The 14,326-nt window shown below is 64.9% G+C and carries 9 protein-coding genes; 2 read left to right on the forward strand and 7 right to left on the reverse strand.

The window, feature by feature from the left end:
• Positions 1 to 121: 121 nt before the first annotated feature.
• Positions 122 to 1,147 (reverse strand): protease SohB, encoded by a 1,026-nt coding sequence (gene sohB / locus C4K39_RS27840; protein WP_124347970.1) that lies wholly within the window; start codon positions 1,145 to 1,147, stop codon positions 122 to 124.
• Between the two features lie 202 nt (positions 1,148 to 1,349).
• Between sohB and C4K39_RS27845 the strand changes: the two genes are divergently transcribed.
• On the forward strand, positions 1,350 to 2,060 hold the full coding sequence (locus C4K39_RS27845; RefSeq protein ID WP_068581439.1) for a histidine phosphatase family protein: 711 nt from the start codon (positions 1,350 to 1,352) through the stop codon (positions 2,058 to 2,060).
• 50 nt (positions 2,061 to 2,110) lie between these two features.
• Positions 2,111 to 2,425, forward strand: coding sequence for an SCP2 sterol-binding domain-containing protein (locus C4K39_RS27850; protein ID WP_068581441.1), 315 nt, complete (start codon positions 2,111 to 2,113; stop codon positions 2,423 to 2,425).
• A 54-nt stretch (positions 2,426 to 2,479) separates the two neighbouring features.
• Here the strand turns inward: C4K39_RS27850 and C4K39_RS27855 are convergent, their stop codons facing one another.
• The 6 genes from C4K39_RS27855 to C4K39_RS27880 all read right to left on the reverse strand — a co-directional run bounded on the left by C4K39_RS27855 (position 2,480) and on the right by C4K39_RS27880 (position 14,292).
• Positions 2,480 to 4,078 carry an ABC transporter ATP-binding protein gene (locus C4K39_RS27855; protein WP_124347971.1) on the reverse strand — a complete coding sequence of 533 codons (1,599 nt, stop codon included), beginning with the start codon at positions 4,076 to 4,078 and terminating at the stop codon, positions 2,480 to 2,482.
• Between the two features lie 17 nt (positions 4,079 to 4,095).
• Positions 4,096 to 5,118, reverse strand: a complete 1,023-nt coding sequence (locus tag C4K39_RS27860) for an ABC transporter permease (RefSeq protein ID WP_124347972.1) — start codon at positions 5,116 to 5,118, stop codon at positions 4,096 to 4,098.
• On the reverse strand, positions 5,118 to 6,182 hold the full coding sequence (locus C4K39_RS27865) for a microcin C ABC transporter permease YejB (protein ID WP_124347973.1): 1,065 nt from the start codon (positions 6,180 to 6,182) through the stop codon (positions 5,118 to 5,120). Before C4K39_RS27865 ends, C4K39_RS27860 begins: the two co-directional genes overlap by 1 nt.
• Positions 6,169 to 8,022 (reverse strand): extracellular solute-binding protein, encoded by a 1,854-nt coding sequence (locus C4K39_RS27870; RefSeq protein WP_124347974.1) that lies wholly within the window; start codon positions 8,020 to 8,022, stop codon positions 6,169 to 6,171. The genes C4K39_RS27865 and C4K39_RS27870 overlap by 14 nt, the downstream gene beginning before the upstream one ends.
• Positions 8,023 to 8,218: 196 nt before the next feature.
• Positions 8,219 to 11,119 carry a TonB-dependent receptor gene (locus C4K39_RS27875; RefSeq protein WP_124347975.1) on the reverse strand — a complete coding sequence of 967 codons (2,901 nt, stop codon included), beginning with the start codon at positions 11,117 to 11,119 and terminating at the stop codon, positions 8,219 to 8,221.
• 236 nt (positions 11,120 to 11,355) lie between these two features.
• On the reverse strand, positions 11,356 to 14,292 hold the full coding sequence (locus C4K39_RS27880) for a TonB-dependent receptor (protein ID WP_124347976.1): 2,937 nt from the start codon (positions 14,290 to 14,292) through the stop codon (positions 11,356 to 11,358).
• Between the last annotated feature and the right edge of the window lie 34 nt (positions 14,293 to 14,326).

A 14,326-nucleotide genomic window follows, 5' to 3' on the forward strand; every position in this document is an offset into this window, starting at 1 on the left:
TCTTCTAGACCGTCATCGCCGGCACGCTCCTACAAAAGCCATGGGTTCGAGCTTCGTTGTAGGAGCGAGGCTTGCCCGCGATCGCTCTCAAGGAGAGCACCAACGGCAAGCTCGCGCGGCCTTACCAGAAACGCTGCTGGGTCAGGCGGCTCCACCAGGTCAGCAACACGCGGTCCACCGAACCGCTGGCCGCCAGCCCTACCCGCTCCTGCAGGCTCTTGCGCTCGGCGTAGTGCAGGTGGAACACCTCGGCCGCCTTGGCTTTTTCGGCCAGGTACTCGTCGCTGGTCTGCAACTCGTCCACCAGCTGTTTTTCCTGGGCCGCCACACCCAGCCAGACTTCGCCGGTGGCCACTTCGTCGATGGCCAGTTGCGGGCGATAGCGGGCCACGAAGTTCTTGAACAGCTGGTGGGTGACGTCCAGGTCCTCCTGGAACTTCTCCCGGCCCTTCTCGGTGTTCTCGCCGAACACGGTCAGGGTGCGCTTGTATTCACCGGCGGTGAGCACCTCGAAGTCGATGTCGTGCTTCTTCAGCAGGCGATTGACGTTGGGCAACTGCGCCACCACGCCGATGGAGCCGAGGATGGCGAACGGTGCGCTGATGATCTTCTCGCCGATGCAAGCCATCATGTAGCCGCCGCTGGCCGCGACCTTGTCGATGCACACGGTCAGCGGCACCCCGGCCTGGCGAATACGCGCCAGCTGCGAGGAGGCCAGGCCATAGCTATGGACCATGCCGCCACCGCTTTCCAGGCGCAGCACCACTTCATCCTTGGGCGTGGCCAGGCTCAGCAACGCAGTGATCTCGTGACGCAGGCCCTCGGTGGCCGAGGCCTTGATATCGCCGTTGAAATCCAGCACGAACACCCGCGGCTTATCCTCGGCGGGCTGCTTCTTCTGCTTCTTCTCGGCCTTGCCCTTGGCCTTGCGCAAGGCCTTGAGCTGATCCTTGTCCAACAGGCTCTGCTCCAGGCGCTCGCGCAGCTCCTTGTAGAAATCGTTCAGCTTGCTGACCTGCAACTGCCCGACGCCCTTGCGCCGCCCCTTGCTGCGCAGGGCGGCGGCGGTGATCAGCACCACCAGGATGGCGACCACCAGGGTCACGGTCTTGGCCAGGAAACTGGCGTACTCGACAAAAAACTCCACGGAAACTCCTTACGCATGATCGCCGCCAACCCGCGGCGCAATGGGTCCAAGCATACCGGCGCGACCGGTCGGCCACCAGTCGCGAAACCTTGTGTAATCACGCTCCAACAATCATTTCAAACAAGCGTATGTTTTTTCATTGACAGCTCACCGGCATCCTCATAACCTCGCAAAACTTTCAACGTGCCGGGATGACGCGGACGTGGGCAGCATCTACTTGATTCGACATGGCCAGGCCTCCTTCGGTGCAGACGACTATGACGTGCTGTCGCCCATCGGTGTTCGCCAGGCCAGCGTCCTGGGCGACCACCTGGCCGCCCTCGGAGTGAACTTCGATCGCTGCCTGTCCGGTGACCTGCAACGCCAACAGCATACCGCCCAGGCCACCCTGGAGCAGCTCGGCGCTGCCGGCCTGGCCCGGCCGACGCTGGAGATCGACCCGGCATTCAACGAGTTCGACGCCGACGCCATCATCCGCGCATTGCTGCCCGACCTGTTGTCCCAGGAACCCGAGGCGCTGAACACCCTGCGCAACGCCGCGCAAAATCGTGCTGAATTCCAACGCATCTTCGCCCTGATCATCCAGCGCTGGCTGGCCGGCACCTACGACCCACCCGGGCTGGAAAGCTGGCTGGGCTTCGTCGAGCGGGTCCAGGGTGGCCTGCAACGAATCCTGGAGGCCGCGGACAACCGGCAGAAGATCGCTGTGTTCACCTCCGGCGGCACCATCACCGCCCTGCTCCACCTGATCACCCGGATGCCCGCCCAGCAGGCCTTCGAACTCAATTGGCAAATCGTCAACACCTCGCTCAACCAGCTGAAGTTTCGCGGACGCGAGGTGTCCCTGGCTTCCTTCAACGGTCATACGCATCTGCAACTGTTGAAGGCACCGGAGCTCATCACCTTCCGTTGAGCCCGATTCACTGTGAACCTTGCTGTAACCACCCATAAAAGGATCGAACCATGACCTCCGTAGCTGACGCCGTAAAAGCCATGCAAGCCAAGTTCAACCCAGCTGCCGCTGCCGGCCTGGACCTGGTTTTCGGTTTCCGCATCGATGACACCAAGCACTTCTCGCTGGTAGTGAAAGACAGCACCTGCGAACTCAAGGAAGGCGAGAACCCAGACGCCCAGGTCACCCTGGTGATGGACGGCGAGACCCTGGACGGCATCGTCAGCGGCGAAACCGACGGCATGCAGGCGTTCATGGGCGGCAAGCTGCGCACCGAAGGCGACATGATGCTGGCCATGAAACTGAGCGAACTGTTCCCAGCCTAAGCGGCACAGTTTCCAGCTCCTGACGAATCCCGCCCCATGGCGGGATTCGTCGTTTCAGCCCTGGGCAAGTTGCCTCATCGGTGCCACGGCGGATGCCGCCAGCAGCTCCCGGGTATAGGGGTGTTGCGCCGCGGCGAACAACTGCTGCGTCTGGCCACGCTCCACCACCTGGCCGTCCTTCATCACGATCAAGTCATGGGCCAGGGCCTGGACCACTGCCAGGTCGTGGCTGATGAACAGGTAGGTCAGGCCATGCTCTTGCTGCAAGCGCCGCAGCAGTGCCACCACCTGCTTCTGCACTGTGCGGTCCAGGGCCGAGGTGGGCTCGTCCAGCAGGATCAGTTCAGGCTTGAGCACCAGGGCCCGGGCGATGGCGATGCGTTGGCGTTGACCACCGGAAAACTCGTGGGGATAACGATGCCGCGCGGCCGGGTCCAGGCCCACCTGCTCCAGCACCTCGATCACCGCCCGCTCCTGTTGCCCAGGGTCCAGGTCGGTGTGCACCCGCAAGCCCTCGGCAATGATCTGCTGCACGCTCAGGCGCGGACTGAGGCTGCCGAACGGGTCCTGGAACACCACCTGCAGTTGTCGGCGCAGCGGCCGCAGCTGCGCCCCCTCCAATCCCTCCAGGGCCTGTCCATTGAAGCGGATGTGCCCTTCGCTGGCGATCAACCGCAGGATCGCCTGGCCCAGGGTCGACTTGCCCGAGCCGGACTCACCAACGATGCCCAGGGTCTTGCCCCGTTGCAGTTGCAGGTCGATGCCATCCACCGCCTTCAGGTAGCGCCGTGGCCGCCACCAGCCGCCGCCCTGGCGGAACCAGACCTTGAGTCGCTCCACCGCCAGCAGGGTTTCACTGCTCCCCCTGGGCAGGGCCTGGCCACCGGGCTCGGCATTGAGCAACTCCAGGCTGTAGGGATGTCGAGGCGCCTGGAACAACTGCTGGCAATCAGCCTGCTCGACAATGCAGCCGCCGCGCATTACCGCCACGCGCTGGGCAATGTGGCGTACCAGGTTCAGGTCATGACTGATGATCAGCAACGCCATGCCCAGGCGCTGTTGCAACGCCTGGAGCAACAGCACGATCTTGCGCTGCACGGTCACATCCAGGGCCGTGGTGGGCTCGTCGGCGATCAGCAGCTCCGGTTCGCAAGCCAGGGCCATGGCGATCATCACCCGTTGGCGTTGGCCCCCGGACAACTGGTGCGGGTAGGCCTTGAGCCGCTCCCGGGGTTGCTGGATCCCCACCAGCTCCAGCAGTTCGAGGATCCGCTCCCGGGCCTGGGCTCCCGCCAACCCCTTGTGCAGGCGCAGGGTCTCGCCCAACTGCCGCTCGACGCTGTGCAGCGGATTGAGCGAGCTCATGGGCTCCTGGAAGATCATCGCGATACGGTTGCCGCGCAGTTGGCGCAAACGCCCCGGCGCCACCCCCAGCAACTCCTCCCCGCGATAGCGGATGCTGCCCTCGATCCGCGCCGCACGCGGGTCGAGCAATTGCAGGATGCTGTGGGCGGTCACCGACTTGCCGGAGCCGGACTCGCCCACCAGCGCCAGGCACTCACCAGGGCGGATCTGAAGGTCCAGGCCATGCACCACCTCGGTGGCGCCGAAGGCCACTTTCAGGCCACGTAGTTCAATCAGGGCTTGGGTCATCTTGGGCACTCGCAGTTTCAACTCTTGGGATCGAAGGCATCGCGGCAGCCTTCGCCGATGAACACCAGCAACGACAGGATCAATGCCAGGACGAAGAACGCCGTCAGCCCCAGCCAGGGCGCTTGCAGGTTGCTCTTGCCCTGGGCCACCAGCTCGCCCAGCGACGCGCTGCCAGCGGGCATGCCGAAGCCGAGAAAATCCAGGGCCGACAAGGTGGCGATGGCCCCGGTGAGAATGAACGGCAGGTAGCTCAGGGTGGCGTTCATGGCGTTGGGCAGGATATGCCGGCCCATCACCTGCACATCGTTCACCCCCAGCGCCCGGGCCGCCTTGACGTACTCCAGGCTGCGGCTGCGCAGGAACTCGGTGCGCACCACGTCCACCAGGGCCAGCCAGGAGAACAGCGCCATGACCCCCAGCAGCCACCAGAAGTTCGGCTCGACGAAGCCGGACAGGATGATCAGCAGGTACAGCACCGGCAGCCCCGACCAGACCTCCAGCAAGCGCTGTCCCCAGAGATCGACCCAGCCGCCGTAGTAGCCCTGCAGGGCGCCGGCAACGATGCCGACCAGCGCACTGATGGCCGTCAGCGACAAGGCGAACAGCAGCGACACCCGCACCCCGAAGATCACCCGGGCCAGCACGTCCCGGGCCTGGTCGTCGGTGCCCAGCCAGTTATCGCCACTGGGTGGGCTGGGGGCCGGTTGTGTCAGGTCATAGTTGATGGTGTCGTAGCCGAAGGGAATCGGCGCGAACAACAACCAACCGCCCTGCCCTTCGATCAACTGGCGAACCGCGGCGCTGCGGTAATCCGGCTGGAACGGCAGCTGGCCACCGAACTCCTGCTCGGTATAGCGCTGCAAGGCCGGGAAATACCACTGCCCCTGGCATGACACCAGTAACGGCTTGTCATTGGCGATCAGCTCGCCGCCCAGGCTCAGGGTGAACAAGCCGAGGAACAGCCACAACGACCACCAGCCACGCCGGTGCGCTTTGAAACGTTGCCAGCGACGCCGGCCCAAGGGAGACAGGACAGGCATCAAAGGTTCCTCGCGGCGAAGTCGATGCGCGGATCGACCAGGGTATAGGCCAGGTCGCCCAGCAGTTTTATCAAGAGCCCGAACAGGGTGAAGATGAACAGCGAGCCAAACACCACCGGGTAATCCCGGGCCACCGCCGCCTCGTAGCTCATGCGCCCCAGGCCATCGAGGGAAAAGATCACCTCGATCAGCAGCGAACCGCCGAAGAACACCGTGACCAACGCCTGGGGCAGCCCCGCCACCACCAGCAGCATGGCGTTGCGAAACACGTGGCCATACAACACCTGGCGCTCGCTCAGGCCCTTGGCCCGCGCGGTGACCACGTACAGGCGCGAGATCTCGTTGAGGAAGCTGTTCTTGGTCAGCAGGGTCAGGGTGGCGAAGCCACCGACTACCAGCGCGCTGACCGGCAGCACCAGGTGCCAGAAGTAGTCCGCCACCTTGCCCCAGGCCGAGAGCTGGTCGAAGTCGTCCGAGACCAGGCCGCGGGCCGGGAACCAGTCCAGCAGGGTGCCGCCGGCGAACACCACGATCAGCAACAGGGCGAACAGGAACCCCGGCATGGCGTAGCCGACGATGATCGCCGCGCTGCTCCAGACATCGAACCCCGAGCCGTTGTGCACCGCCTTGCGAATCCCTAAGGGAATCGACACCAGGTAGGTGATCAGGGTCGCCCACAGGCCCAGGGACAAAGTCACCGGCAACTTGTCCAGGATCAGCTCGGTGACCGTGGCGCCGCGAAAAAAGCTCTTGCCGAAGTCCAGCCGGGCGTACTGCCCGAGCATCAGCCACAAGCGTTCGCTGGCAGGCTTGTCGAAACCGTACTGGCGCTCGATGTCCGCCAGCAGCTTGGGGTCCAGGCCCCGGCTGGCCCGGGACTCGCCGGCCACGCTCTCCACATGCCCGCCGCCCACCGCGGCATTGGCGCCGATACCCTGCAAACGGGCGATGGCCTGCTCCACCGGTCCTCCGGGAGCGGCCTGGACGATGACGAAATTGACCAACAGGATGCACAACAAGGTCGGCACGATCAGCAGCAGGCGCCGCAGGCTATAGCCCAGCATGGACCACCTCCGCGCTGCGCTTGCGCATCTGGCCCTGGGTCAACGCCGTCGGGCTGATTTCCCACCAGCTGTCCAGCCCGGCGTCATACAACGGGGCGATCGCCGGGCGGCCGAAGCGGTTCCACCACACCGTGGAAATGCCCGGCGGGTAATAGTTGGGAATCCAGTAGTAGCCCCACTGCAACACCCGGTCCAGGGCCCGGGCATGGGCCAGCATGCTGCTGCGGTTGTCGGCCCGGACCAGGCCCTCGAGCAGGGCATCCACCACCGGATTCCTCAGCACCATGTAGTTGTTCGAGCCGGGGTCGTCGGCCCCCTCGGCGCCGTAGTAGTTGAACAACTCGCGTCCCGGAGCCTGGGACACCGGGTAGCCGACGACGATCATGTCGTAGTCGCGACTGCGCACCCGGTTGGTGTATTGCGCGTTGTCCACCTGGCGAATGTCGAAGCCGATACCGATCTGCGCCAGGTTGCGCTTGAACGGCAGCAACAGGCGTTCGAAGCCCTTCTGGCCGTTGAGGAAAGTGAACTGCAGCGGCTCGCCGGCGGCATTCACCAGGCGATCGCCGCTGGGCACCCAGCCGGCTTCGCGCAGCAGTCGCAGCGCCTGCAACTGCTGGCCACGGACGATCCCGCTGCCATCGGTCCTGGGCGCCTCGAACACCTGGGTGAAGACCTCATCCGGGACCTGAGCGCGCCAGGGTTCGAGAATCTTGAGCTCCTCGGCCGACGGCAGGCCCACCGCCGCCAGTTCACTGTGGGAGAAGAAGCTACGCTGGCGCAGGTACATGCCGCGCATCATCTGCCGGTTGCTCCATTCGAAATCCCACAGCAAGGCGATGGCCTGGCGGACCCGGCGGTCCTGGAACAGCGGTCGCTGCAAATTGAAGACGAAGCCCTGGGTGCCCTGGGCCGCGCCAGGGGCCAGGTGCTCGCGCTGCAGGCGGCCATCGTCCAGGGCGGCACCGGCATAACCGATGGTGTAGGCAGTGGCGGAGAACTCGCGGTTGTAGTCGTAGCCACCGGACTTGAGGATCTGCCGCGCCACATCGGTATCGGCAAAGAACTCCAGGCGCAGGCGATCGAAGTTGTAGCGCCCGCGCGCCACCGGCAGGCACTCGCCCCACCAGTCCTTGACCCGCTCGAAGGTCACGCTGCGCCCGGCATCCACCTTGGCCACCCGGTACGGGCCACTGCCCAGGGGTGGCTCGAAGCCCCCGCCATCGGCAAAATTGCGCCCCCGCCACCAATGCTCGGGCAGTACCGGCAGCGACGCCAGGTCCAGGGGCAAGGTGCGGCTCTCGGCATTCTTGAACACAAAGCGCACTTGGCTGGGCGACTCCACCAGGACCTCGGCCACATCGGCGAACTGCTGGCGGTACTTGAGGCTGCCCTGGGTCATCAACAGCTCGAAGGTGAAGCGCACATCGCTGGCGCTGATCGGCCGGCCATCGGCGAAGCGCGCTGCCGGGTTCAGGTACAACCGCAGCCAGCGCCGGTCCGGGGCCAGCTCCAGGCCCTGGGCCACCAGGCCATACACCGTGTAGGGCTCGTCCTGGGAGCGGTAGGCCAGGGGCGCGTAGACCCAGCCATCGACCTCGGCCACCCCAGTGCCCTTGTCGATGTAGGGCACCAGGTGATCGAACGGTCCGCTCTCCAGGGCAGAACGGCGCAGGCTGCCGCCCTTGGGCGCGTACGGATTGACATAGTCGAAGTGACTGAAGCCTGCCGGATACTTCGGTGCCTCGCCGTACACCGTCAACGACGGTTGCACGGCAGCCGACACCGCCGGGCTCAGCAGCACCCACAGCCAGAGCAAGAAGATGGTTCGCAACGGCATTGCAACAAGCCCCTCTAGACAGCGACCGGGAGCGCGCGAGCCAAGAGGGCCCGTGCGCCAGGTACCCGGACGCGATTCTCGATGATCGCAACGCCCCGCTCCTGCCTGCCTTGTGCAATCAGGCCGGCCTTTTTATAGAGCGGGGTCTAGATCCATTGGTTACTAAAAAACCTTCGGACTGCTGTTTCCGCTCGGTTCAGAAGCTGTAGCTGAGCCGGGTATACAAGGTCCGCCCGAAGGGGTCCGAGTAGCGCGGGTCGTAGCCGCTCTGGAAGGTGTAGGTCTGGTTGCTGAATGGCGGCTCGCGATCCAGCAGGTTCTTCACCCCCAGGGTGACGGCCAGGGATTTGCGCCAGGTGTAGGTGCCTGCCAGGTCCCAGACGCTGTAGGCGCCGACGCTGTGATGGGTGCTGGGGTCCGAATCGTGATAGCCGCTGGTGTAGCGGTTGGTCAGGCTGGCGCCCAGCGGCCCCTGGTTCCAGGTCGCGGTCAGGCTGTGGCGCCAGCGTGCCACTGCACCGGCGGAGGAAAAATCACCGCCGCGAAAATCCCCCAGCTTGTCGATGAAGGCGCCCTTGAGCTCTTGCTGGTACTCGTAGCGGTTGACGTAGGTACCTTGCAGCGCCACGCCGAACTGGCCCCAGGCCAGGGCCGGCAGGCGATAGTCGAAGTTGACGTCCACCCCTTCGGTCTTGAGCTTGCCCAGGTTGGACAGGCCGGTGACCACATGGTCGATGGAGCCATCGGCCTTGCGTACCAGGCGATCGGGATACAAGCCGGGATTCTCGAACGGCGAGGACTCGGGGAACTCGGCGATCTGGTTGGCGATGTCGATCCACCAGAAGTCCAGCCCGGTGGTCAGGCGCTCGAAGGGCTGGTAGACGAAACCCAGGGTCACGTTGCGCGCGGTCTCGGGCTTGAGGTTGCGGTTGCCACCAGAGCTGCGGTTGAACTGCTGGGCGCAGTCGCGGTTGGCGATCCCGCCATTGCTCGGATTGCCACCGGCGCACAGCACCGGATCGTTGTAGTTGGCGTTGGTGAAGGTGGTATAGCTCGGGTTGTACAACTCGTACAACGAAGGTGCGCGGAAACCTTCGCTATAGGCACCGCGAACCACCAACTCGCGAAACGGCTGGAAGCGGAACGAATACTTGGGGTTGGTGGTGCTGCCAAAGTCGCTGTACTTGTCATGGCGCACCGCGGCCGACAGCTCCAGGCTGTCGAGCACCGGTACGCTGAGCTCGGCGTACTGGGCCTGCACGCTGCGATCGCCCGTCACGGCGCCATTGGGATCGACCCCCAGGTTCTGCAAGTCGCCGGCAAAGGCCGCGAAATCCTGATGGAAATCCTCCTTGCGGTACTCGCCACCCAGGGCCAGGCCGGCCGGCCCCGCACCGAACCAGTCGCCGATCTCGCGGCTGGCACGTCCGTCGATGGACTTGACCCGGCCCACAGCGGTGCCGTAGTCGCCGCTCACCGTATTGGCCGCCAGCAAGGCTTGGCCTGCGCTGGTCTGCGGCCCAAAGGGGTTGATCACCCCGTTGGCGATCCCCTGGCGCACCGCCAGGTCGCTCACATAACCGCTGCGGATGGTGTTGGTCACCTTGTTCTGGTTGTAGGCCGCGCCCAGGTTGTAGTCCCAGCCGGCCACGTTGCCGTCGAAGCTCAGCAGCAAGCGTTGGTTGCTGTTGTCGTCTTCATGCCGACGAGCGCCGACCGGGGCTTCACGCCAGTTCACCGAGACCGGTTGCGAGGGGTCGAGGACAAAATCGCTGGGGCCGGGGGTGATGCCATTGCCCGGATAGAACGCGGTACCCGGGTTGATCTGGTTGCCCATCAAGGTGCCGGGGCCGATCTGGGTGCGGTTCTGGTTGCGTGCCCAGAAGTATTCCAGGCTGACGTTATGTTCATCGCCCAGTTTGCCGGTGGCCTTGGCGAAGGCCGAGGTCTTCTCGGTTTCCGGCACCAGGTCCAGGTAGCTCCACAGGCTCTGCCGGCAGATGCCATTGCGCGACAGCAGCCCCGGGGCGTTGCAGCCGGAACCGGCCAGGGGATTGGTGGCGTTGCCGCCCTGGGTCCAGTTCGCCGGGTAGGCCGTGCCGGAGGTGTAGTCCAGGCCGCGACCGGGCTGGTAGTTGTAGGTGTAGCCACGGTCCTTGGCCGCCAGGCGCTCCTGCTTGTCGTGGCTGACCACGCCAAAGACATTGAAGCGATCTTCCTCCAGGTCGCCGAAACCCCAGCTGCCGCTGAAGTTCTTGCTCTGGCCACCGCCTGAATGGGTCGGGGTGTCGTAGCTGGTGCTGACCTGGCCGGTGGTGAGGCTGGTCTTGGTGATGAAGTTGATCACCCCGCCGATGGCATCGGTGCCGTACAGCGCCGAGGCACCGTCACGCAGGACCTCGACCCGGTCGATGGCGGCAAAGGGAATGGTGTTCAGGTCCACCCCGGAACCGTTGCTGGAGCTGGTGGCGTTGTTGCTCAGGCGCCGGCCATTGAGCAGCACCAGGGTCTTGTTCGGACCGATGCCGCGCAGGTCGGCGAAGGCCGCGCCGCCGCTGCTGGAGCCCACCGAACGCCCGGAGCCCACCGAGGACTGGTTGGCGGAAATACGGTTGATCAGTTCCTCGGTGCTGGTCACGCCCTGCTCGCGCAGCTTCTCGACCCGCAGCACGGTGACCGGCACCGCGGTCTCGGCATCGACCCGGCGGATCGCCGAGCCGGTGACTTCGACCCGCTGCAACTGGGTGGTGGGCTCGGCGAAGGTCGCCGGGGCCACGCTGGCAGCCGGGGTCGCTGCGGCGCTGATCACCACGCCCTGGGTGCCCTCCTCGTCCTTCAGGCCAGTGCCTTGCAACGCCAGGGCCAGGGCCTGGCTATGGCTTAGCTGGCCCTTGATCGCCGGGGCGGAATGCCCGGCCACCAGCGCCTGGGAAAAAGAGATCGGCAAGCCGCTCTGGCGCGAGATACCCAGCAGCGTCTGGTCCAGCGGACCGGCGGGCAGGTCGAACGACTCGCTGGCGGCCCAAGCTGGAACAACCTGCAGAGACAGCAGCAAGGCCAGGCTCAAGGGGGATTTACGGGGTACAGACAGACTCATGGATAACCATCCCTGCGTTAGGTTTATGCAGGGATGTGCAATGGCCAGAGTTTTTTTATAGGCCCGGTTTAGACCGTTGGGAGCTGACCTTATACCCGCCGGGATGCACCGCTCGCCCCAACGCTGAAGGTCCTGCGGATCTTGGCGCAGCCTCGCCAGCTCGGCAGCGGCTACAAGAACCGCCGCTGGTGTAGCCGCTGCCGCAGGCTGCGCATGGCCCGCAGGGCCACGGGGGTTCAACTGCCGAAGTGGTAGCTCAGGTCCAGCCACCATTGGCGCCCGTAGGCGTCGTAGTTGCCCGTAGGGTAATAGGGCCAACCGCCGGAATCGTCGTGCTTGTACTGGTTGAGCAGGTTGTTGACGGTCAGGCCGAGGCTGGCGCGGTCGTTGATCTTGTAGCGGGCGCTGGCGTTGAACACCGTCCAGGGCGACAGCCGGCCATCGCCGTTGCCATTGGTGACGCTGCCGTAGCGAATGCCCATCAGGGTCGTGCTGTAGTGCTCATAGTCCCAGGTCAGGCTGGCGTTGGCCTTGCTGCGCCAGTCATGGTTGCTGCGGTCGGAGCGCAAATCCAGGGTCGTGGCCTGGTCGGACTCCTTGTAGTAATGCGAAAGCACCAGGGTGTAGCCCAGGGTCGAACTGAACGCCCCGTAGTCGCCAGCGCCCCAGCGAATGTTGCTCTTGAGATCCAGGCCGCTGACCCGCTCGCTGGCAGCGTTGATGGCATTGACCCGCACCTGCTGCAGCTTGTTGGGGTCCACCGCGGCATTGCCGGGGTTGCGCTGGACCCGTGCCAGCACTGCCTGGCAACTGGCCGAGTTGATGTCCTGGGCGCCGCTGCGGCAGGCGTTCTCTTCCTGCAACAGGCGGTTCTGATCCACGCTCGTCAGCAAGTCGTCGATCTGTACGCGCCAGTAGTCGGCGGAAACATCGAAGTTGCGCGACGGCGACCACACCAGGCCATAGGTCCAGGATTTGCCGCGCTCGGACTTCAGGTCGCTGGTACCACTCTGTACATAGTCCACCCGCCCGCGATCACAGGCGCCCTCCACACCCTTGCTGCAGCCGTAGTAGTCGATCTGGTCCGGGTAGTAGCCGTTGCTGTCGGCCTGGTAGATGTAGTTCAGGTCCGGCGCACGAAAGCTGGTGCCATAGCTGCCGCGTACCAGCAGGCTGGTCAGCGGACGCCACTCCAGGCCCAGGTTATAGGTCTTCTGCTGTTCGCTGCGATCGGCGAACTTGTACTGGTCCCAGCGTCCGGCCAGGGACGCCAGCACGCTATCGGTGACCGGCACGCTGAACTCGCCGCCCAGGGCGTAGCGCTTGCGCGAACCACCGGAACTCTGGGCCGGCGCAGCGCCATAGAACACTCCGTCGTTGAGCGCCGAATCAGGATCTGTGCGGTACTGCTGTTTGCCCATCTCCAGCACCCCGGCAAACCCCACTGGCCCAGCGGGCAAGTCGAACAGGTCGCCGTTGATCGAGGCGTTGTAGGTCTGCGACACCGAGCGGCTGGTCTCGGTCTGGTTGCGACGGAACTGGCGCCACTCGTCGGGAGTCAGGGGCCGGTCCAGGCGCGCCGGGTCCGGAGCGAACACCGGGTGTCCATCCTGGGTACCCAACTGCGGGCCCAGGTAGAAATCGCGGATGGTCGACAACGGCCGATAACGGGTGCTGCGCACGCTGCGGTACTCCGAACGGTTGGCCGCCAGCTCGTAGCTCCAGCCGCTGTCGCCAAGCTGGTCGGACAAGCCCAGGGTGCCGGTCCAGGAAGTCTCGCGCCATTTGCTGTTGTTGCTGGTACGCCCACCGATCTCCTCCTCGGAGAAACGCCGGAACCAACGCTCCAGGTTACCGGTGTTGGCGTTGATGAAATCCGGGGAGGTAAAGGTCGGGCCGCGGGTGTTGTTCTGGATATGGTCCAGGCCGTACATCAGGTCGGCGTACAACTGCCCGCTATCGCTGAAGTGCCAGGTGCCGCGGGTGTAGCCATCGTAGTTTTCCTTCTGGGTCTGCAAGGTCCAGTAGTCGTTGTACATCTGGTCAGTGGTGCAGCGCCCGCCACTACCGCTCAGGTGATTACCGAAAGTGCCCTGGTAGGCGCCGCACCCGGGGCCCAGGTAACGGCCGGTGTCGAGATTGCGCCGGTAGCCGACGTCCACCGCTGGGCTGCTGCTCATGAACCCGCGGTCGTCGGCCCAGATCGGTTCGCGCCGAGTCAGTTCCAGGCCGAACAAGCCGTCGAAATCGCCCCAACTGCCGCCACCGCTCAGTTGCAGGCGCTGATTGTCGCCACCACCACGCTCGCTGGTGCCACCGCGCAGGTTGAGGTCGATGCCGTCGATCTTCTTCTTGAGGATGATGTTGACCACCCCGGCGATGGCGTCCGAGCCGTAGACCGCCGAAGCCCCGCTGCTGAGGATCTCGATACGTTCGATGACCGCCGAAGGGATATTGGCCAGGTTGGTGAAGTTGACCTGGCCGCCATAGGCGATCGGATAGTCCGCCACTCGCCGGCCGTTGATCAGCACCAACGTATGGTTGGGCCCCAGGCCACGCAGGTTGAGGGCGCTGGCCGCCGGTTGCCAGGTGTTGCCATAGTCCTCGCCCTGGGTCATGCCGGTGTTCTGGGTCTGGGTCGCCAGGGCGTCGTAGACATTGCGGTAACCCCGGGCCTCCATCTCCTGCTGGGTGATCACGGTGACCGGAGTCGCGCCGTCGGTCTGCGCCCGGGCGATGCGCGAGCCGGTGACCGTGACCTTCGATAGCCTCGGTTCGCTGGCACTGGCGGAGCTACTGGCCCGGCTCACCACCGGGGCGGGTGTGGTTGCCGCCGGACGCAGCACCAGGCCCTGCTCGCTGGCCTCGACTTCCAGGCCGCTGCCCTGCAACGCCCGCTCCAGCGCCTGCCGGGCATCCAGAGCGCCATGGATAGCCGGCCCCTGCTTGCCTTGCACCAGGTCCTGGCGGAAGGAGATCGGCACCCCGCTCTGGCGCGAGATGTCCAGCAGCACCTGGTCCAGCGGCCCCTTGGCGATATCGAAGGATAAGATCCCGTCCACCGGCTCCTGGGCCAGAAGCGGCGCCGGACAACCGGCAATGCCCAGGGCCACGGCCAGCGACAATCGGCACAGGTGCCGGAACGGACGGTTGAAACAGTTCTGTGAAGACATCCCGAAGCCCTTCCCTGTTGAATGCAGTTGCAGG

Origin of the sequence: Pseudomonas sessilinigenes (assembly GCF_003850565.1) — a bacterium.
Lineage (GTDB): Bacteria > Pseudomonadota > Gammaproteobacteria > Pseudomonadales > Pseudomonadaceae > Aquipseudomonas > Aquipseudomonas sessilinigenes.